The following is a 20,186-nucleotide window of genomic DNA, read 5'->3' on the forward strand; positions in this document are numbered from 1 at the left end:
TGAATTAAAAGTTATTGTGAATTGGAAGATTATTAATCTTCAAATCCACAAAATAAAAGCTGTTTTATCATCTTTTGTTAAGATGATCTTTAAGATCTTCTTTATGCCTTTTCATGGACTCTGCATCTTTATCAGCTTCTTTTTTCGATTCATTTTCGTTAGGATCTTTCACTAATGGTTCTCTAAAAGATTGCGGAGCAAGATCATCCATTAATGAATTGAATAAACCAACAACGTAACGTTGAACTTCAAGTGGTTGTGAAGAAATATCATCAGCGCCGCGAGTTAATGAACCTAAGCTAACAGTAATAGTTTGAGTATCACCAACAATTTTACGTTCAAAAATAAACGATGCTTCTACTGTTTGGTCTTCATCCGCTCGAACAATAAAAGCTTTGCCTGTTTTAATTGTAGAATTATCACTACTACTAATTGGAATATTCCTATTGTTTAAGGTATTTGGAATTTTATTCCATACGTCAGCGCTGAGTGGTGAATTAAAAGTAACGACACCATTATTATAAACGACAAAAGAATCAGAAATAGTTGGAATAGGTACAACAGGCGGTCGTATATCAACTTGTTTGCCCAAATTACCTTTAGAATCGAGTTTATAAATAAAGAAATCAGCTGATTCTGCTGGAATCGACATACCTTTAGGAATAATTAAGGGCTTTAAAGCAGGTGAGTTTAAATAATCTTCATTACCATCAATTTCGCGCTTATAATTCTGATCGCTACCACATCCTACAAGAAAAAAAGAAACAATAGTCGTCAAAATAGCGGTTTTTTTTACGACATAATTATGCAATATAGTTTTATCAAACATAGATATCTGCTTTTAAATTAATAGTTGTATGAAAATAAATTACAGTAAATTAGCATCTTTTAATGCTTGCTCTACCGCTGGAATTGAAGATTCGGACAGCGATATCATAGGTAAACGAATTGTACCATTATCTATTAAACCTAATCGAGTACATGCCCATTTTACTGGTGTTGGATTTGGTTCAATAAACAAATTGTTGTGTAGTGCTAATAGACTGTCATTTACCGCTCGTGCTTCTTGGATTTGATTATTTGCAGCTAATTTACAAACCGTTGCAACCTGTTTTGCTGCAACATTGGCAGTAACTGAAATGACACCATCTCCTCCTAAGATCATAAAATCTAAGAAAGTTGCGTCATCACCACTTAAAAGTTTGAACTCGTTACCGACTAATCTTCGTGTTTTATAAACACGAGAAAGATCACCAGTAGCATCTTTTAAAGCAACAATATTTTTAATTTTTGACAAACGTGCGACTGTCTCTGGTTTAATGTCACTACTAGTACGACCAGGTACATTGTATAGAATTTGAGGTAATTCGGTATTTTCAGCAATGGCTTTAAAGTGCTGATACATACCTTCTTGAGTTGGTTTATTATAATAAGGAGCCACAGTTAAACAACCAATTACACCAATATTTTCAACTTTATTAGTTAATTCAATCGCTTCTTTGGTTGCATTTGCGCCTGTTCCTGCAATGATATTAATACGCCCATCAGCATAATCAATGGTTCGTTTAATGACATCAATATGTTCATTATGATCGAGCGTTGCTGATTCACCAGTTGTTCCAACAGAAACAATAGCTGACGTACCATTAGCAATATGATATTCGACCAGTTTTTTTAAGCTTACTTGGTCTACATTTCCTTTTAAATCCATTGGTGTAATAAGGGCGACCAGACTTCCTGTAAACATAAAATGACCTCTCATATTATCTGTTTTTAAAACAGCTTTAAAGATTATAAAAACTATGAATAAGTATGCGTTATTTCTAAGTTAAATTCAACTTTTGTTATGCTGGATTATGAATATCGACAAAAATAGATTGCAAGCTATAATTACTTGCCAACCATTCTCCTAATTTTTTTATGCCATAGCGTTCGGTGGCATGGTGACCTGCAGCATAAAAATTAATACCATATTCACGGGCGATGTGAATCGTGCGTTCAGATACTTCCCCTGTAAAAAAAGCATCACAGCCAAGTTGAGCAGCTTGTTCTATAAAGTCTTGCCCACCACCACTGCACCACCCGATGCGTTTGATAATTTGCGGTGCATTATCACCACAAAATAACACTTGAGATTTACCATTATGTAATACTTGCTCTAACTGTTGTTTAAACTCTAAGGCTGTAAGCGGATTGCTTAAAGATCCGGTATACATTAAATCGGTAATATCATCGTGTTTATCAACTTTGATATCCAACAACTTAGCCAGTTCGATATTATTGCCAAATTGAAGATGCCCATCCAATGGCAAATGATAACCGTACAAATTAATATCATGCGATAAAAGTGTTTTTATACGTCGATATTTTATACCTGTAATGGTTTGCGGTTCATTTTTCCAAAAAAAACCATGATGCACAAGGACAGCATCAGCTTGTAACTCGACAGCTTTATCTAATAATAATTGACAAGCTGTTACTCCTGTAACAATTTTTTTAACCTCACTTCGTCCTTGTACCTGCAATCCATTGGGTGCATAGTCACGGTATCGACTTATTTGCAATTCATTATTAATTATTTGTTCAAGTTCAATGTGATGCATTTTATTTATATTACTAAAAGAAGTTATGGTTAATAATTATAATCACTTTTAACAATTATCTCACCTAGATATTTTACTCGCTTCCATTGGGTTATTTAATTAACTATTGTTTACAAAAATACTAAACATTTGTTTATTGTAAATATTGCTAAATTGTAAAAGTTTATTTAGACTTAACACCGTATTGCATTATGCTGTTTTATGTATATACATTATATATACATTCATTAAAAGGATATTACTGTGCCATTTTTAGGAATTGGATTAATTGGTGCCATTGCATTGTTTTTTGCATTTCATGCAATTCGCACTCAACAGGATAGATATTGGATTTATATATTATTTATGGTTCCACTACTAGGCAGTATAATCTATTTTGCCATGATATTTCTACCTGAATTACGCTCCACACCACTTGGTTATCAAGTTGAATCAAAGTTACGTAAAGCGCTTGATCCTGAGCGCGAACTGCGCGAAGCACAAAAACAATATGAAATATCGCAAACCACCAGTACACGAATTGATTTAGGCAAAGCATTAGTTGACAATAATCGGGCAGATGAAGCTTTAATTTACTACCAACAAGCATTAACAGGTATTTATGCAACCTCACCAGATATTTTACTGCAATATGCTTATGCGCTATTTATGGATCATCAGTATACTAAAGCGAAAGAGACGTTAAATTTTTTACGTGAAAAAAACCCCGATTATAAGTCTGATGAAGGTCATTTACTCTATACTAAAATTTTGGTTTCTCTTAATGAAAGAGAGCAAGCGAAGGAAGAATTAGAAGCTTTAATTAGCTATTTCCCGAGCTTAGAAGCAATTTCTTTTTATTTACAAACCTTAATTGGCTGGAACAATATTAATAATGCAAATCATGTGTTACAAATCATAGAGCAACGTTTGAAACATTTACCCAAACATTCCAAACGATTAAATACCCAATGGATCAAAGAGATTGAACAATCTAAACAAAAGTTGAATCAATTAAACAACGAAGTGAATTGATTTAAACAGTGCGTGTCACTTGCTAGAGCTTTGAAAAATGCTACAGCAAAGGTAAAACTAGGCGAATACATTAAAAACTGGCATAATAATTTTCATTTTTTAACAAATAAGATAACTATTGTGCCAAACGCAAGATTATGTGAACGTTTTCGTGGTTTTTATCCCGTTGTGATTGATATCGAAACATCAGGCTTCGATCCAAAGCAAAATGCAATTTTAGAAATCGCCGCCATTACATTAAAAATGAATAAAGATGGCTGGCTTGAGCCTGATGAAACCTTACAATTTAATGTTAATCCATTTGAAGATGCAATTTTAGAACCTACTGCGCTGGCATTTAATGGGATTGATCCCAATAATCCCTTGCGTGGCGCAGTGGATGAAAAAGTTGCAATTGAAGCAATTTTCAAAATGGTAAGAGCAGGTATTAAAGCAAACGATTGTAACCGTGCGGTAATTATTGCTCATAATGCTCACTTTGATCATAGTTTTTTAATGACAGCCGCAGAGCGTGCAGGAATAAAACGTAATCCATTTCATCCATTTGCAACCTTTGATACCGCATCCCTATGTGGTTTAATATTTGGACAAACGGTTTTGGCTAAAGCCTGTGAAGCGGCAAAAATCCCATTCGACCACAAACAAGCCCATTCGGCGCTCTATGATACTCAAAAAACTGCCATTTTATTTTGTGAAATCGTCAATCGATATAAACGATTAGGAGGATGGCCGCTTGCTGATATATCACCACAAGCTGAGTTAGATAATGAGTTGAATGGTGAACAATTAAGCCAAGAGTCCGATCAACAAACAGAATAATAAAAAGAGCGCATACGCGCTCTTAAATGACCTTTGAATCTAAATTAAGTTGAGAAAAGCTATCCTAAATTGGATGCTTTTCCGCTGTTTCTTTTATTAGCGTTTGCAGCTCACCAGTTTGGAACATTTCGATCATAATATCACATCCTCCTACTAATTCACCTTCAACCCATAATTGTGGGAAAGTAGGCCAGTTAGCAAATTTTGGTAGTTCTGCACGAATATCAGGATTCTGTAAAATGTCTACATAAGCAAACGGCACGCCACATTGAGATAAAACCTGCACTGCTTGAGCCGAAAAGCCACAACTTGGCAATTTTGGCGAACCTTTCATATATAAAAGAATAGGATTTTCAGCAATCTGCTTTTTGATTTTATCAAGTGTTGTCATTTCTTCAGTCGTCATAAACGTTTTTCCTTGGTAATTAATTACTAGCTTCCTATTTTAACGTAGTTTATCAGCACTTGATACCGATATGGTATATTTTTTTTGACTTATAGCAAAATATAAAATAAATATATATAATTATCAGTGGAAATGCAACGCAAGCATATACTTTTTGTAATCAAAAGTGTTAAAAATTTTTTAAAATTTGATTAATATCAATAATAGTTAAAAATAGATTTTTGTAAAAATAATTCAGATGTCTATATCATTTCAAATTTTTTTTTACTCAATTTAATATTTAATTAGCCATAACGAGAGTATTCAACACAAAAAATTACTTAATACTTGAATAAATGAATTTTTCAATCGGAGGACAAACATTATAAACCTGTAAAGCCAAAACAGTTAATGATACGTTTATTCCATTTTTTACTTATTGTAATTACTAACCAAAAAATCTTGCCCTCTTTAATAACTGTCAACAATATAGTATTCTACCCGCCATCCTATTAACTCTACGAAAACCAACATTTGTGCATCCTTTTATTTTGACTTTGCATAAAGTCTTTTACAGCAGTAATCTTCTGTTTAGCATCCGCATGCTTATTAGCTTAACTGGTTCAACTTTAGTGCCATGGTATTTTGGCCATACAACACTGGTTATTCCGCTTACGCTTGGTGTGGTGGCTGCTGGATTAACCGAGATTGATACTCGATTACTTAGTCGTTGTATTAATCTAGTATTGACACTGTTCTGTTTTGCACTCGGTACGTTTTCGGTCGAGTTATTATTTGATTACCCTGCTCTGTTTATGATTGGGCTGGTGTCATCTACCTTTATTTTTATTATGCTAGGTTCACTCGGACAGCGTTATGGGGTTATTGCCTTTGGCTCGTTATTGATTGCCGCTTATACAATGCTTGGGCATAATTTATTTGATGATAAACTCACTTTACCCTGTTTTTTATTACTTGGCGCACTATGGTACAACGTTGTATCGCTAATTGAGTCGATCATTCAACCTATTCGCACCACTCAGCAGTCACTTTCAATCTGCTTTATGAAATTAGCGCAATATTTAGATGCCAAAGCAGCAATGTTCGATCCTGATGAAACTGACGGATTTAAAAAGCAAACCTTGCAATTAACCGAAAGTAATAATCAGTTGATCAGTGCGTTTAATGATACGAAACGTTCGCTGTTTAACCGTTTAAAAAGTTATCGTGGGCAATCTTATATTCGTAAACTGTTAAGCTACTATTTTGTAGCGCAAGATATTCATGAACGTGCAAGTTCGGCACATGGACAATATCAAGCATTAAGTGAGCATTTTAAACATAGCGATATTCTATTTCGCTTTGCACGAATTTTAAACTTGCAAGCCAAAGCCTGCATGCAGTTTGCAATAGCAATCAAACTAAACCAAACCTATCAACATGACCCTTTGTTTGCTCGCTATTTTACTTATCTTGAGGAAGCTATTGCCCAATATCAATTAAGCAATAAAGCTGACATGCTTTTGATTAAATCCTTAAAAAATTTACATCAGAATTTACTCTCTATCGACCTACTGCTTACCAATATTGATACTGAACAACATCTTTCCAAAGAGCAAGAAGATAATCAATTGATTGACGAAGAGCTAACTAGCTTTCACGATCTGTTTGCTAAAATTAAGCGTAATTTGACCGTAAAGTCTCCACTATTTCGTCATGCAGTGCGAATGAGTTTAGTGTTTTTTGTGGGATATATGGTAATTCTCTTTTCTGATTTATCGCATGGATATTGGATCATTTTAACCAGCTTGTTTGTGTGTCAACCAAACTATTCAACCACAAAACATCGATTAAAATTACGGGTTATTGGAACTATTTTAGGGATTATAGTTGGCATTCCATTAACATTTTTGTTCCCTAGCATACCTGAGCAGTTAGTATTAATTATTATAACTGGCTGGCTGTTTTTCTTATTTAAAAATTCTCAATATGCTTATGCCACCGCATTTATTACGTTATTGGTATTTTTTAGTTTCAGTTTGATTGGTGAAAGTAGCATATCGGTTGCTATTTCACGAATTATAGCCACGTTAATTGGATGTTTTATTGCGTGGTTTGCGGTAAGTTTTATCTGGCCTGATTGGAAATTTAGAAATCTACCTAAATTAGTTGATCGTGTTTGTCATGATAACAGTCACTATTTGGCATTAATTGGACATCAATATTTATCGGGTAAAACCAATGATCCTCAATATCGTGTAGCACGCCGTGCTGCGCATGATAGCAGTGCCGATTTGTCATCACTAATTAGTTTAATGACTAAAGAGCCTCATATGAATCAAGCAATCATCGATAAAGGATTTCGCCTACTTACCCTGAATAATATATTAATCAGCTATTTATCAACGTTAGGAGCACATCGAGATAAAAATATCTCATCAAAAACCCTTGATCTGTTTGACGATTTAACTGTTTATATTATTAATCTTCTCAGTGATAAAAAATTAGATAGCGAATATCAAGCAATTAAACAGTCCGTTGCTGATTATATTGAATCTATTTCAATCAATGACGATCAGACCAATAGCGATCTATTGGTAATGCAACAATTAGCTTTAATACTTGATATTCTGCCAGAAATCGTCACACTTGTTAGTGAGTTGGATAATAAGACAGCTTAACAAAGCTGTTTTAGATTTCTAATATATCAATAGAAAGGCACTTAAAGATCTATTTTTGTATATTTTATCAATTCATAAAATCGTCATTGATTTGAAAAATATTGATACATAAAATCATAAAAAATAGGTTCAATAAAATGCCTTTTCTAGTAAATAGTTAGATAATTAATACAAACAATCAGATATAAAAAGAGCTAATACAAACTCAAGAGTTAGCCACCTACACGTATAACCATAAATAAAAGCCTTTTTTAGATTTATTATTATCTATTAATTATCCACTTTTGATTCAATTCAATTAAACACGAATGCAATAATTCTATAACAACCTTGAACCCAATTAATTTTAAAGAGTTATCGATAAAAAGTAGATAATAAATTGAAATCTCAAGTGATAGAGCATAATAAACTATGTAAAAAAACTTATGGGCTAATTACTTGAAATTTAATCAATTGAACTTATATTTTATAAGATTAGGAAGAGTTTAAGGTATAAAAATAATGGCGTCAGAAGCTGGTGGATTCGCTGATAAAATTGGTAATCAATACGAAAAAAATTGGATAGCCGATCAATTACTTCTTTTACTTGAAGAAAAAGTCAATTCGGTGATTGTTGAACCTATTGGAAATGATGAAGTGGGTGTTGATGTCGTAACCGAACTTAAGGATGGCATAAAACGATATTACCAATGTAAAAGTGGTGCGGGTAATAGCGAATATTGGACGTTACCTAAACTCAATGAGTATAATATTCTAAAAAATGCTCTGTTCCAAATTCAACGTGGTCAAAGTGAATACCACTTAATATCACCATTACCATGTAAAAAGATCAACGATCTTAGAAAAAGTGCTCTTAATAGCAATAATCCCAAGGATTTTTTAACATACCAAATCAATGCCAGTAAAGAGCGAAAAAAAGATTTTAATAGTATTTGCCAATATTTGAAGTTAGATGCTACGGTTGAATCAGATTTACTACAGGCTATAAATTTTCTGCAAAAATTTCATATTATTGCTTATGATATAAATATTAAAACCATAGAAGAACTTGAGAGTAGAGCTAGTAATTTATTTATGGATAATTCTAGCAAACTTATCGCTTTTCTAAAAAACTATCCTGAAAATTTTAATAAATTAAGACAGATAATAACATCAATCGATTTATTAGCTGATTTAAAAAACAATGGTTTTGAACCCAAAATTATTCCTGATGATAATAGAATATCTACGGTAATCTCTTCTTTATCTGATGAATTTCAACAATCAATAGAACCTTTTCTTATTGGTGAAACATTAATTAAAAGAAGTGAATTAACCTCAGTTATTAACTCAATCGAAAATCATGCCATTACTTTAATTTCAGCAGAAGCGGGCAGTGGAAAAAGTGCACTACTTTTGGAATTACATAATTACTTAACGACAAACAAAATTATTTCAGTACCTATTCGATTAGATAGACGCCGTCCCGAAAATAATATTGATGATTTTGGTAAATCGCTAGGCTTTCCTTATTGTCCAATCAGAAGTTGCAGTAAATTTTCTTCACAAAAAAAAATCGTATTTATTCTTGATCAACTTGATGCCATAAGATGGACTGGCGCTCATTCGAATAATGCTTTAGAAATCTGTCGTAAAATGGTGGATCAAGTTCAAAGATTAAGAAAAGAAGGAAAAGATATTAGTATCGTTCTGGCGTCAAGGGACTTTGAGTTAAATGAAGATATTGCTTTATCGAAATGGTTAGAAAGTGTCAAAAAGGATCGTTTTGACCTCAAGTTAACACTTTTAGATGAAGATACTATTAAACCATTAATTTCCTTTTATGAACCTTTTAGTTCGCTTTCTACACAAAAACAGGAGATATTAAAAATTCCTTTATGGTTGGGAATATATTTAACAATAGCTCAACGCAACCAAAAGGCACCTCAGTTTAGTAATAAATTAGAATTAATTAAGAAATTTTTGGAAGATAGATTAGATAAGATTAATCAACTTGGTATCAATGAACAATTAGCTTCAGATTTTATTAATAAGCTAGTTTCATTGATGATTGGTTCATCACAATTATCAATTTCAGAACATACACTCGATCCAGCTACAAAAAAACAACTTGATGCTTGCCTTTCAGTAGGATTACTAAGTAAACAAAATAATCGAATCAGCTTTCGCCATCAAGCGTTATTTGATTACCACGTTGGCCTTGCACTTTTTCAAGCTGGAATTCAATCACCTCAAACTTTATTAAATCACATTGGTAATTATGAAGAACAAACGCTAACCAAAAGAGAACATCTTAAATATGCGTTAACTATGCTACTTGACCATAGCGAAAAAACTTTTTGCAATTGTGCTGAGGCTATTTTATTCAATAACAATATTCGTTTCCATTTAAAAATTTTAGTTTTAAATACAATCAAAGAAATTAAACGTATCAAACAACCGATAAAATTACTTATTCACAAAATTCTTAAAACACCTGAACTAGTTGACAAATTTTTAAATATCACCTGTGTTTCGAATATTACTATTATTTCTTACTTATGTGAGCAAAGAATTATAGAAAATTGGCTCAAGAGTGATAATGAAAAGTTAATCAATCATGCTATCCAACTGCTTCGTTCCACTTCAACAGTTGAACCTGACTTAATTATTAATAATTTGACTGATTTTATTGGTCAGTCTGATTTATGGAATCAAAGAGTATACTCTACTCTTCCTTTGAGAGCTGCAGAAGACAGCGATGAATTGTTCGAATTTAGAAAAAAATTATCTAATTATGGTTATTTACCATATTATATTGACTGGAATATATTAATTAAAATAAAACCATTGCGTGCATTTGATTTCATCAAAATAGTAATGGAACATTATAAAAATATTGTAGATGAAGATTCATGTTTACATGCCTCAAATAATATTAATAATGCAACAAATTTATATTATTGGAATAATGAGGATATTGAAGAAATAAAACAACTATCTCAATTCATACCTAACCTACTGATTGAATTGATTTTGAATTATCTAAGCAGTATTTTTAAATCAGATTGCGATAGTTCCACTAATGAGTGGCTGATTGATGATAGATATATGAACAATGGCTTTGCTAGTAGTTTTCGTAAAGGTCTAATTATCATACTTGAAAATTCCGGAAAACAACTTTACCAACAATCTGATACATTATTTGATATAATTTCGCCTTATATGAAAAAAAACAATAAGGTTATCACTCACCTAATTGCAAAACTACTATTAAATTTATCTCCAGAATACGCAGATCAAGTTATAAGTTGGTTATTAGAGTCACCAAATGAACGTTTAACGTGTGGCAATGGATCGGAAGAACCGATCTGGTTATTCCCTAGTGAACTTATCAGTAAGTTTTCGCCATTTTGTTGCAATGAGTTATTTAGGCAGTTAGAAGAAAAAATTTATAACTTTCCAACATCTAAAAATATCGAAGAAATAAAAAGGCTATTTAAATTAACTTCAATGGGAGCAAATGTTAGTTATTGGGGAGAGTTACAATATTTTCAATTACCGACATTAGATAAGCATCGAATTTCTGCAAAATCAAAACAATTAATAGGCGTTTTAGATCGTAAATTTAGTTCTTATACAAGCTCAGATTTTTGTGAAAATTATATGCCTATCGGTGGTTTTATAACATCGCCTTTACCTAAAAACCATAAACTTTCTAATAAAGCATGGCGAAAAATAGTTTTGTCATCAAAAATTCCTGTAAAAATAAATAGGTTAGTTCAAATAACTGATGATTTAGCTTCTGAAGCAAGTATTAGACAATTTAGCCGTAGTTTAATGGAAAGTGTAACAAAAGAACCCGACCGTTTTGCTCAATTTGCACTGACATTACCTCAGAATATTGATCCCCAATATATCAATGCCATATTTGATGGTTTAGCTGTGAGTAATAACCAACAAAATAACAGTGATGAGAAAGAAACTTGCCCAATATCTTTAATTGAACAAGTGATTTTTCATTTTAATACCCCAAAATGTGAATATTCTTTAGCCCAATTAATCAAAAGTAGAGCTGAGAGTTATTCTCAACCAGTAATTGATTTATTAATAGATCTTGCTAAAAACTCTAGCAATCCAGAAGCCGGTAAATTGAGTGTTAGGTCTATTAAGGACGAAGATTCTATAAATAACGCTAATGCCGATTCCTTAACAAGTAAAATGTTAAATTGTGTTCGAGGCATAGCATATCTGGCTATCTCAAAAATTTTTTGGCACAACCAAGAATTTGCTTTACAACACTTTGGCATAATTGATAACGCAATCAATGACAATCATCCCGCAATTAATATTGCAGCAGTTTCTCTCTTAGCCCCACTCCTCAATTATAATGATGATTATGCCCATCAAAAATTTATTAAATTGTGTAATAAAGATCTGCGTATGACCTGCGCTAATGATGCATATCTATTTTTCAATCACGGTTTCGAAACAAAGTATCAATCACAATATATTGATTTAGCGATAAGAATGGTTAATTCACACATAGATGAGGTTAAAGAATTAGCTGGAATACAAATTTATGCTCGCTGGTTTTTTAATGATTTGTTTATAGAACAGCAACAATATTTATTAAAAGACACTATTTTAAAAAAAGGTTGTGCATCCATGTTATGTGAATTATTACGGCGAGATAATTATAATGATAAGATTCATAAAATTGAAAATATTTATCAAGTTTTATTGAATGATGATGATATAAACATTTTAAAAAGGATCGGGGGTTGTATAAATGATGAAAACTATTGGAAAAAACCAAATATTGATAAACTATTTAACCTATTTATCTCATCAAAAGCCGCAATCTATTGCTTTGAAAATTTGGTTGATTATTTAAATAAAACACCTAAAAGTTTATTAGATTTTGTGCAGCCTATATTGAGGTTAACCAAAGAATTCGCAATGTATTATAAGGAAAATAAAGCTTCAACAGGCTTTTATTTTAATGAAAGAAATTTAGTTGATTTGCTAAAAAGGCTATATGATGAAGCGGTAGAAGATGAAAATGGCACCGCTATTAATACCTGCCTTGATATTTGGGATAAGTTATTAAAATCAGATTCCTTTTTTACAAAAGATGCTATCGATCAATTAAATACAGGTTTACTCAATTAAGAAGATATTAATTCTATAAACATAATATTGCTACAATATTTTTAATTATCACTTAGATTTTTTACTAAAGTTAGATCATCTTGTAAAAATCATTCAGAAGTCTATGTTATTTAAAATGGCATTGATAAAGATATTCAATATAAAATGCATATAACATTAACTAAAATCTCAATAAACGATTTTTTTCTAAACTATTTTCTGTTGTTTGTGTCAAGTTATCTGTTGGTATTGTTTGATTTTAGGTTATGTTTCATCTCCCTTTATAACTATTGGTAATTGATAGTGTGTATTGTTCATTAACTGGCATAGATAGGCCGTTTGTAGAATATGTTTGATTTCTATCGGTTGGTTTTGCGCTAATTTATTTAGAGTGTGGCTTAACGTAGTTAATCCAAGTGTATCGCATTGGTATTGTAATTGATTTATTTTTTGTTTATCTGCGTTTGATAAGATCAATCGCCCAGAACTGGTGATTGCTTCAAGTAATGCCATTGTGGGTTTAATGATATATGTCGCAATGGGATCTTGTTGGTAATTAATTTGCGCTATCTGTTTTTTTAATACCGGTTCTTTGGATGCTTCAAAGGCTTTATAATTTTTTCCTTTTGGATATAACCATTCATAATCAAAATCCAAATTGGCGATATTGATTTGGTCGGTTTTTGACTCTTTATAAATGATCGCAAAAGGTTCAAGATCTAAATTACTGTCATTTTTTTTGCATTTTACCAATATCGTCAATGGTTGATGAGCCGTTCTTATAAAGAGGTTTAATATATCAATGCGCTGTGTATAAATTCCATCCCAAAAAAGTCGTAATAACAGTTGGTTGTTTTGATTATCTTTTATACACCAAACTAAACTCTGTTTAATTTCATCTAATACTGGTTTTTGTGTATTGGTAACATGAATAGCAATGACCTGATCAAATAAGCCTTCACTGACATCACTATTTTCTAAATAACGGCTTAGTTCTTTCCAATTTCGAAAACCATTAGAGGCTCGAAATTCTTGATAATCCTGATTACTCCATCCTGTCGATTTTAGCACCACACTCGATCCTGTGCTTGACAAATTATTGCCTTCAGCAAGAAGAGGATTGTTCAGTGAGAATCGTTTTCGCATCAACATATTTGGCATTGATTGCCATAATGAAATACTGTTCCATATTGAATATCGATTAAAATTAATATCAGCATTATTGGATCTGGCTAGCGTTGTTTGATAATACTGATTATGCTCGGGGTGCCAAAAATAGAAAGTAACACCTTGTGCACCTGTTTTACTTTGCCACCAATAAGCACCTAATGGTAGTAAATCTAATGTTTGCTTATCGGTTTGGTATTGGCGTTTTTGTTTTCCTCGTAAATTGACAAGTTGTTGACCTTGGCTATTTAATATCGTTTGCAAATGAACGGTTAAGCGAGCTAAAAGTAAGATAATCTCTTGCTCTTCAATAGCGAAATGTCGATTAGCTTGCATTTCAACTAATTGGCACAATTGCCTAAGCATGGCTGCCAACTTTGGTAAACCTTGCGCACGGGCTGACATATTAAGCAATTGTAATTGGTTAGCTTGGCTAGTACTTACATGCGATAACCCATGAGTTATTAACGCATTGATTTGATTTTGTATCTGCGTTATCAAGATAATTTCATCATCGCAAAGCTCATCTTGCTGATTTTTTTGTTCATGTTCTGCAACAATCTGATCAGGCCATACCCATTTTTTTTGATTTTGTTGAAATAGATAAGCAATAACCGCTAAATGTACTGCCTGTTTTTGCTTATCTGGCAATTCAGAAATGATACCAGCAAAGCCCGTACCCGCCGTATAGATAATTGGTGTGGTACTGAGTGGAACTTGAATGCGAAGTTGAACATCCTGAGTTTGTACTGTTATTACATCGTTTTGTAACCAATCAAACAGTAATTGATAAGCTAGTCGTATATTGGCTTTGCCCACGGTTTTAAATAACTGACTACTCTCAATTGCTAATAGCTCGGCTAAAGGATCATTATTTGGTTTAGAGGATTCATTTGGTTGATTAACTGTGTCACAACTTGGGTTAACTTTGGCTTTATCGATAAGTGGATTTTCGTGTAGCCATAACACAGAAGCTATTATGTGTTTACAATGATCACTGGCTGGACAGCTACACTTTGCCGCTTGAATACCTTGTGGTGTCAATTTGACTTGTTGGTTATCAACCTCAAATATCAAATGTGATTGATTGTGTTCGATTAATTTAACTTTATTAGCTTCAATATCTTTAAGTGCACGTCGAATTACACCTACATTCGCATAGACAGCCAAAGCATCTTGATCATAATTTAAATAGATTTCTGACCAACTCATTTCATCACCTCTGCAAGCCAAGTAGCAAAATGTTCGGGGGTTAAAGCCGCAATTTCCATACCACGATTAGCGAGTTCTTGGGACACTTGCAGATCATAAACTGGGGTTGCCGAATAATCTAATGCAGCTAAACCCAGCATTTTAACTCGATTAGCATTAAGGCGTGTAACAGTGTTATAGAGGTTAGTTAAATTTACTCCTTCATAAAAATCACTTACTACAATCATAACGGTACGACTTGGATTTATTATTTTTTGTTCCGCATAATTTAGTGCATAGCCAATATTTGTACCGCCACCAAGTTGTACCGTCATAAGTATTTCAACTGGATCACTCGCTAAATGAGTTAAATCTACCACTTGAGTATCAAAAACGAATAAATGTAAGCGAACGGCTGGCAACTGAGTAATGATACTTGCACATACAGCAGAGTAGAATATAGAACTATCCATTGAACCACTTTGATCAACACATAAAATGATATCCCAAGGAAGTTGGCGATTAGCGCGAGAGTTGAATATAGCCTTTTCAATTATGATTTGTTGTTTATTCTGATCAAAATTTTTTAAATTAGCTTTAATGGTTGCTCGCCAATCAAAATTTTGATTGTTTTTAATTAATGAACGTCTAAATCGATTTTTTTTGCCTGTCATTGCATTAATAAAATTCATCTGAATTTTTTTTAGAATTTCATCTACTACTTTTCTGATAAGTGCTTTTACCTCATTTTGTACACTGTTGCTGAGCTTACCTCGTAAGCTCATTAAAAGTCGTACTGAATTAAAATTGGGTTGTAACTCTTTTACGGCATTAGGATCGTTTAAAATACCTTCGAGCTGATATCGTTCAATTGCTTGGTTTTGCATTCGTTCAAAAGTACTTTTAGGAAACAATTTACGTGATTGTCGTAACCAATTTACCGTATTATAAGCTGAACTCTGATTTCCGCCACGTCTTGATTCAGAATCGTTTTTGTCTTCAGTTAACAGACCTCGAGAACGATATTCATGTTGATAAAGGTAATCTAAAGCTTGATCAATTTGTTTATCATATAAACCTAAATTATCATTGGCGTTTAGATGTTCATCAGCGTATTGACCTAATATTAAACGCCAACGCTTAACTTGTTCACCTGTTTTGCTGTTTTTTATTTGTTTATCGTTAATCATGCTAAGCCTACTGTTTGAACCAATCGGTGAGATGTTGCTGTTTAATGTGTTCCGTAATTAGCACCTCCAGCGAGAGAGCTTTTTGTAGCTGATTTTCACTGAATTGATGCTGTTGAAAATGCAAATCAGCATCAGAAATATGGTGCTTTTTGGCAATTTTTTCAGCTAAAGAAGCATTTTGTTTTGGATTTAATTGAGAAAAAGCATAACGTAAATCAGGTAAAATTTCGATAAATTGCTCTGGTGACCAATCAATTAGTAATTGATCTAAACTATCCAATAAAATGGATGAATGTATCACTAGTTCAGGCGTACATTGCATGATACCAATAAAATAGCTAATTGTTTGCTCATTTTGAGTACCTAAACTAAAGTTGATTCTGATATTATTTTCCAATTGTGATTGGCTTAAATAAGAGTCTAAATAACTCATACTGTCAATAGCACCACGGATCAAGGGTGCCTGAGTTAACTCTGGTTGCAAACGGAACAAATTAAGGTAAAAATCCTGTTTAAGTTGGTCTGCGTCAAGCTCATCGGGCAGGTGATTTAATAAATCTCTAAATGACAGTAATACGCCCAAATTTTGTTGTTGTTGTTCATTTTCATGCTGTTTAAGTTTATTTAATAAGAAAAAACTTTGCTTAACTATTTTAGTTAATAATGAAAGTAAAGTTGATGTGGCTTTAAATTGTAAAAAAGTTCGGCCTTGCCATAAATAAAGCATACGGTGCCCACAAGAAATGAGTGAATCTAATTCACCATCATTTTCAATAAAATTAGCGAACTTATCAATTAAATCATTAAAATAATCATCTAATCCCATTAAAGCAGCTTGTGTTAACTGTTCAACAGCGAGAAGACTTACCGAACCCGTTTTATCGTGTATAAGCTGCTCGGCGTCCAATTGCAATTTATTTATAGCAATTTGTTCCAACTTAGTCCCTTGCTGTGATAACTCAATTAATCTTGCTTCAACCATTGGCGTCCAAGCATAGCGCCAATCTTCAAACATCACATTTAAACGTTGACCATGAATATAGTTAGGACCATCAAGTCGATTAGCAAAACCAACATTTAAAAAGGTCATCAAATGTAAAAAACGGCTCCGTTGTCGATGTTCAGGTTTACGATAAATATCAATATGGGTAAGCTTTGGGTTGGTATCATCTAATTTGAAACGATATTTTTTTAAGGTTGAATAAACGTCATTAACCAGTGGAGGCTGTGATGTTCCTGTGGGAACATTACCAAGTAGATTGCCCGATAAGCAACTCTGTACTGATAACCAAAACTCACCATGCGCAGTGTCAATACTCTCTTTAATAAAGCAAGATTGAATAGCATCAAGTAAATCATATCGACCTGGCCCATTATGTCCACGCAAATCAGCAAGTAATGTTGCTTGTTCAATGGCTGATTTTAAAGGAACAAATCCAGTTGAATTATTATAGTTGGGTTGTTGCCTTAATTTATTGGCTATTTCAGACATTAAAGTTAAGGTTAGCTGTTGGCGAGATTTCCGCCCTGATTGATCTTGATTAACAGTTTTATCATAATGCAACATAGCTTGCCAAGCTGTTTGATAATAAGCTGGTGATGGCATACCCGATGCATAACCATTTAACGCATCAAGACGATCAAAGCTATAACGAATTAACCATGCTTGATCTTGTGTACTGCTTTTTCGTTGTCGGTTAAACTGTATAACATCTGATCTTTTAGGTAATATAAGCTGATTTTGCCATAATCCTTCCAGTAAAGCTAAAGTATGAAATCCACCTGTCACTACGACAATTTTGGCTTCTGGATTGGATTTTTTTAGCTGACCAATCGCCGTTATCATATATTGCTCGCGTTGGACAGATCCTTCTGCGATTAGCGATTCTTGTGAGTAATCAAGCCTTGACATGGCACACCAAATAAATGTGTCAACAAAAAAATTTTGCCAGTCAGCGATATCATCATAATCTTTTAATTCAAATAAATGTTCCCAGACTTCATCATGATCACGGCAATGCAGTTTTTGCATTAAACGTTGTATATATTGGCTATGTTTAAGATAAGTTTCAGAAAGAAGAGAACGATTATGATCAGAATCTGAATCAATACTTTGATCCGTTTGTAAACTCCAAGGTAAGTCAATAAATTGTATATTGGCCTGTTGTTTTTTTGCCATTTGCATTGCTAACCACTCCGGTGAGTAATGACAAAATGGATAAAATGCTGAATAGGTAATTGATTTAGGCGTTAAATCACTTGTATTATCCTCAGTTTTAGGTTCGGAACTTGTTGTTTGTTGATCTGTTGTGTTCTGTGACTTTGTTGGTTCAGCAATGTTTTTTTGGGTTTGGCATAGCACAGCAACAGGTGGTTTTACGCCATTATGTAACAGTTGTTCAAGAATAGTATCAAAACTAGATGGGGCTTCTATCAATATGTGTGTTGGCTGAACTTCCTTTATCAACTGCTTTAGTGCATAGCTGCATGCTGGACTATGATGTCGCACTGGCGCAAAGTAGATCTGTTCTCGCTGTAGCGCTTTCAGGCTTTCTACCGCTTTTGATAACCGTTCTGGTAATAGTGAATGGCTGATTGTCATAGCGATTAATTATTTCCAAAAAGTTTTTGATACTTGATAAAAACTACGCCATATATCTGACTTTTTAGCTCGCTCACGTACCACATTATCCATATAAAACTGGATTCTTTTAATATCATCCGCATTGTCTTTCAAAACAACGCCAATCAGCTGTTTGGCAATTTGTTCACCAGTTAATGTACCATTACCAAGATAATGGGCATCTAACGCAGATGCATAGGCAATATTCACCGCTTCGGCGGTGGACATTACTGCATCGGGTGTTTTTAATTTGGCGCCCTCTGTGGTTTGACCTTGTCTGAGTTCTTGAAAGGTGGTCACTAACAGTTCAATGACATCAATAGGAATAATGATTTGTGAAGTTAATTCGCCTAACTCTTGGTTGAGCTGTCGTTGTATTAATTCAATCTCAAAATTCTTATCCGTAATAGGATTAACTGTTTCGAAATTAAACCGTCTCTTTAATGCAGCAGACATTTCGTGCACACCACGATCTTGTAAGTTTGCTGTACCAATAATATTAAATCCAGGTTTAGCTTTAATAACACTATTAGAACCCATTTCGGGAATCATCATTTGTTTTTCGGACATTATCGATACCAGCATATCTTGAATTTCAGGTTGGCATCGGGTTATCTCTTCAAAGCGGACTATTTTCCCTTGCAACATACCTTGATAAATAGGTGAACCAATTAATGCCCGTTCTGTAGGTCCCTCAGCAAGCAATAAAGCATAGTTCCATGAATAACGAATATGATCTTCGCTGGTGCCTGCGGTTCCTTGAACAGTCAAATTCGAATCACCACTTATCGCCGCTGCTAGCAATTCCGATAACATGGATTTTGCTGTACCGGGTTGTCCTACTAACATTAAACCTTGCTTTCCTAATAGTGATACAATTGCACGATCAACTAGCGGATCGTCACCAAAAAATTTACGAGTAATGCCTAATGTATCGTTACCTAAAATGAATTGACGAACTGATTTTGGTGATAAAAGCCAACCTTGGGGTTTATTATTATCATTATCGGCTTTGCTTAATGTTGCCAGTTCTTGGCTATAACGCTCTTCCGCAGCTAATCGTATTACTTGTTTCTGATTTACCATCTTTTTTATCCTTTCAATCTGAATCAAATTTGCCTGATACATTGGCAATCGCTATATAATCAGCAAAACTTTTGCTTATAATATAGACGGGATGTCATTAGTGTCGATTTTTGCTGTGGTCATTACTTTGAGTAATAAAACCTGACAAATAAAGCAAACTACGAACCCATTTATCATATTTATTTATTTTTGATAATATATTAAGCTCATCAAGAGCTATGAGCTTTAGGCAATATCAAATATAATGACAAACCGTTTTAGGTATTAACTATTCTAAATCATGTAAGACCGTAA

General features: G+C 33.3%; 12 protein-coding genes. 4 read left to right on the forward strand and 8 right to left on the reverse strand.

The annotated features are described in order from the left end of the window. Positions 1–67 precede the first annotated feature (67 nt). From bamC to GAPWK_RS08440, 3 genes are all read right to left on the reverse strand, one after another. Complete coding sequence (bamC, locus tag GAPWK_RS08430; RefSeq protein ID WP_025315798.1) at positions 68–829, reverse strand: outer membrane protein assembly factor BamC; 762 nt, start codon at positions 827–829, stop codon at positions 68–70. 39 nt (positions 830–868) lie between these two features. After that, the gene (dapA, locus tag GAPWK_RS08435) at positions 869–1,747 is read right to left on the reverse strand and encodes a 4-hydroxy-tetrahydrodipicolinate synthase (RefSeq protein WP_025315799.1); all 879 of its coding nucleotides are present in this window, start codon (positions 1,745–1,747) and stop codon (positions 869–871) included. A gap of 97 nt (positions 1,748–1,844) precedes the next feature. Beyond that, positions 1,845–2,603 (reverse strand): Nif3-like dinuclear metal center hexameric protein, encoded by a 759-nt coding sequence (locus tag GAPWK_RS08440; protein ID WP_025315800.1) that lies wholly within the window; start codon positions 2,601–2,603, stop codon positions 1,845–1,847. Between the two features lie 243 nt (positions 2,604–2,846). On the opposite strand from GAPWK_RS08440, the gene GAPWK_RS08445 reads away from it, so the two are divergent. Both GAPWK_RS08445 and rnt read left to right on the forward strand, forming a co-directional pair. Then, on the forward strand, positions 2,847–3,617 hold the full coding sequence (locus tag GAPWK_RS08445; RefSeq protein WP_025315801.1) for a tetratricopeptide repeat protein: 771 nt from the start codon (positions 2,847–2,849) through the stop codon (positions 3,615–3,617). A gap of 111 nt (positions 3,618–3,728) precedes the next feature. Further along, positions 3,729–4,436 carry a ribonuclease T gene (gene rnt, locus GAPWK_RS08450; protein ID WP_170115386.1) on the forward strand — a complete coding sequence of 236 codons (708 nt, stop codon included), beginning with the start codon at positions 3,729–3,731 and terminating at the stop codon, positions 4,434–4,436. Between the two features lie 64 nt (positions 4,437–4,500). Here the strand turns inward: rnt and GAPWK_RS08455 are convergent, their stop codons facing one another. After that, positions 4,501–4,827, reverse strand: a complete 327-nt coding sequence (locus tag GAPWK_RS08455; protein WP_038518280.1) for a Grx4 family monothiol glutaredoxin — start codon at positions 4,825–4,827, stop codon at positions 4,501–4,503. 530 nt (positions 4,828–5,357) lie between these two features. Between GAPWK_RS08455 and yccS the strand changes: the two genes are divergently transcribed. Both yccS and GAPWK_RS08465 read left to right on the forward strand, forming a co-directional pair. Then, a complete protein-coding gene (gene yccS, locus GAPWK_RS08460; RefSeq protein ID WP_025315803.1) occupies positions 5,358–7,502 on the forward strand; it encodes a YccS family putative transporter in 2,145 nt (714 codons plus the stop codon). A gap of 501 nt (positions 7,503–8,003) precedes the next feature. Beyond that, positions 8,004–12,656, forward strand: a complete 4,653-nt coding sequence (locus tag GAPWK_RS08465; protein WP_025315804.1) for an NACHT domain-containing protein — start codon at positions 8,004–8,006, stop codon at positions 12,654–12,656. A gap of 243 nt (positions 12,657–12,899) precedes the next feature. On the opposite strand, the gene GAPWK_RS08470 is transcribed toward GAPWK_RS08465, so the two are convergent. Genes GAPWK_RS08470 through GAPWK_RS08485 form a run of 4 tightly spaced genes read right to left on the reverse strand, consistent with a single transcriptional unit; the run spans position 12,900 to position 19,892 of the window. Then, positions 12,900–15,014 (reverse strand): hypothetical protein, encoded by a 2,115-nt coding sequence (locus GAPWK_RS08470; protein WP_025315805.1) that lies wholly within the window; start codon positions 15,012–15,014, stop codon positions 12,900–12,902. Next, positions 15,011–16,183 (reverse strand): VWA domain-containing protein, encoded by a 1,173-nt coding sequence (locus GAPWK_RS08475; RefSeq protein WP_025315806.1) that lies wholly within the window; start codon positions 16,181–16,183, stop codon positions 15,011–15,013. The genes GAPWK_RS08470 and GAPWK_RS08475 overlap by 4 nt, the downstream gene beginning before the upstream one ends. A 7-nt stretch (positions 16,184–16,190) precedes the next feature. Beyond that, positions 16,191–18,785 (reverse strand): DUF5682 family protein, encoded by a 2,595-nt coding sequence (locus GAPWK_RS08480; protein WP_025315807.1) that lies wholly within the window; start codon positions 18,783–18,785, stop codon positions 16,191–16,193. Between the two features lie 9 nt (positions 18,786–18,794). After that, positions 18,795–19,892, reverse strand: coding sequence for an ATP-binding protein (locus GAPWK_RS08485; RefSeq protein WP_038517404.1), 1,098 nt, complete (start codon positions 19,890–19,892; stop codon positions 18,795–18,797). Positions 19,893–20,186 lie beyond the last annotated feature (294 nt).

Origin of the sequence: Gilliamella apicola (genome assembly GCF_000599985.1) — a bacterium.
Lineage (GTDB): Bacteria > Pseudomonadota > Gammaproteobacteria > Enterobacterales > Orbaceae > Gilliamella > Gilliamella apicola.

What these genes read in the sequence shown, in the direction of transcription:
- bamC (WP_025315798.1), bottom strand. Translation starts at nt 829, where the DNA reads ATGTTTGATAAAACTATATTGCATAATTATGTCGTAAAAAAAACCGCT.
- dapA (WP_025315799.1), bottom strand. Translation starts at nt 1,747, where the DNA reads ATGTTTACAGGAAGTCTGGTCGCCCTTATTACACCAATGGATTTAAAA.
- GAPWK_RS08440 (WP_025315800.1), bottom strand. Translation starts at nt 2,603, where the DNA reads ATGCATCACATTGAACTTGAACAAATAATTAATAATGAATTGCAAATA.
- GAPWK_RS08455 (WP_038518280.1), bottom strand. Translation starts at nt 4,827, where the DNA reads ATGACAACACTTGATAAAATCAAAAAGCAGATTGCTGAAAATCCTATT.
- GAPWK_RS08465 (WP_025315804.1), top strand. Translation starts at nt 8,004, where the DNA reads ATGGCGTCAGAAGCTGGTGGATTCGCTGATAAAATTGGTAATCAATAC.
- GAPWK_RS08470 (WP_025315805.1), bottom strand. Translation starts at nt 15,014, where the DNA reads ATGAGTTGGTCAGAAATCTATTTAAATTATGATCAAGATGCTTTGGCT.
- GAPWK_RS08475 (WP_025315806.1), bottom strand. Translation starts at nt 16,183, where the DNA reads ATGATTAACGATAAACAAATAAAAAACAGCAAAACAGGTGAACAAGTT.
- GAPWK_RS08480 (WP_025315807.1), bottom strand. Translation starts at nt 18,785, where the DNA reads ATGACAATCAGCCATTCACTATTACCAGAACGGTTATCAAAAGCGGTA.
- GAPWK_RS08485 (WP_038517404.1), bottom strand. Translation starts at nt 19,892, where the DNA reads ATGGTAAATCAGAAACAAGTAATACGATTAGCTGCGGAAGAGCGTTAT.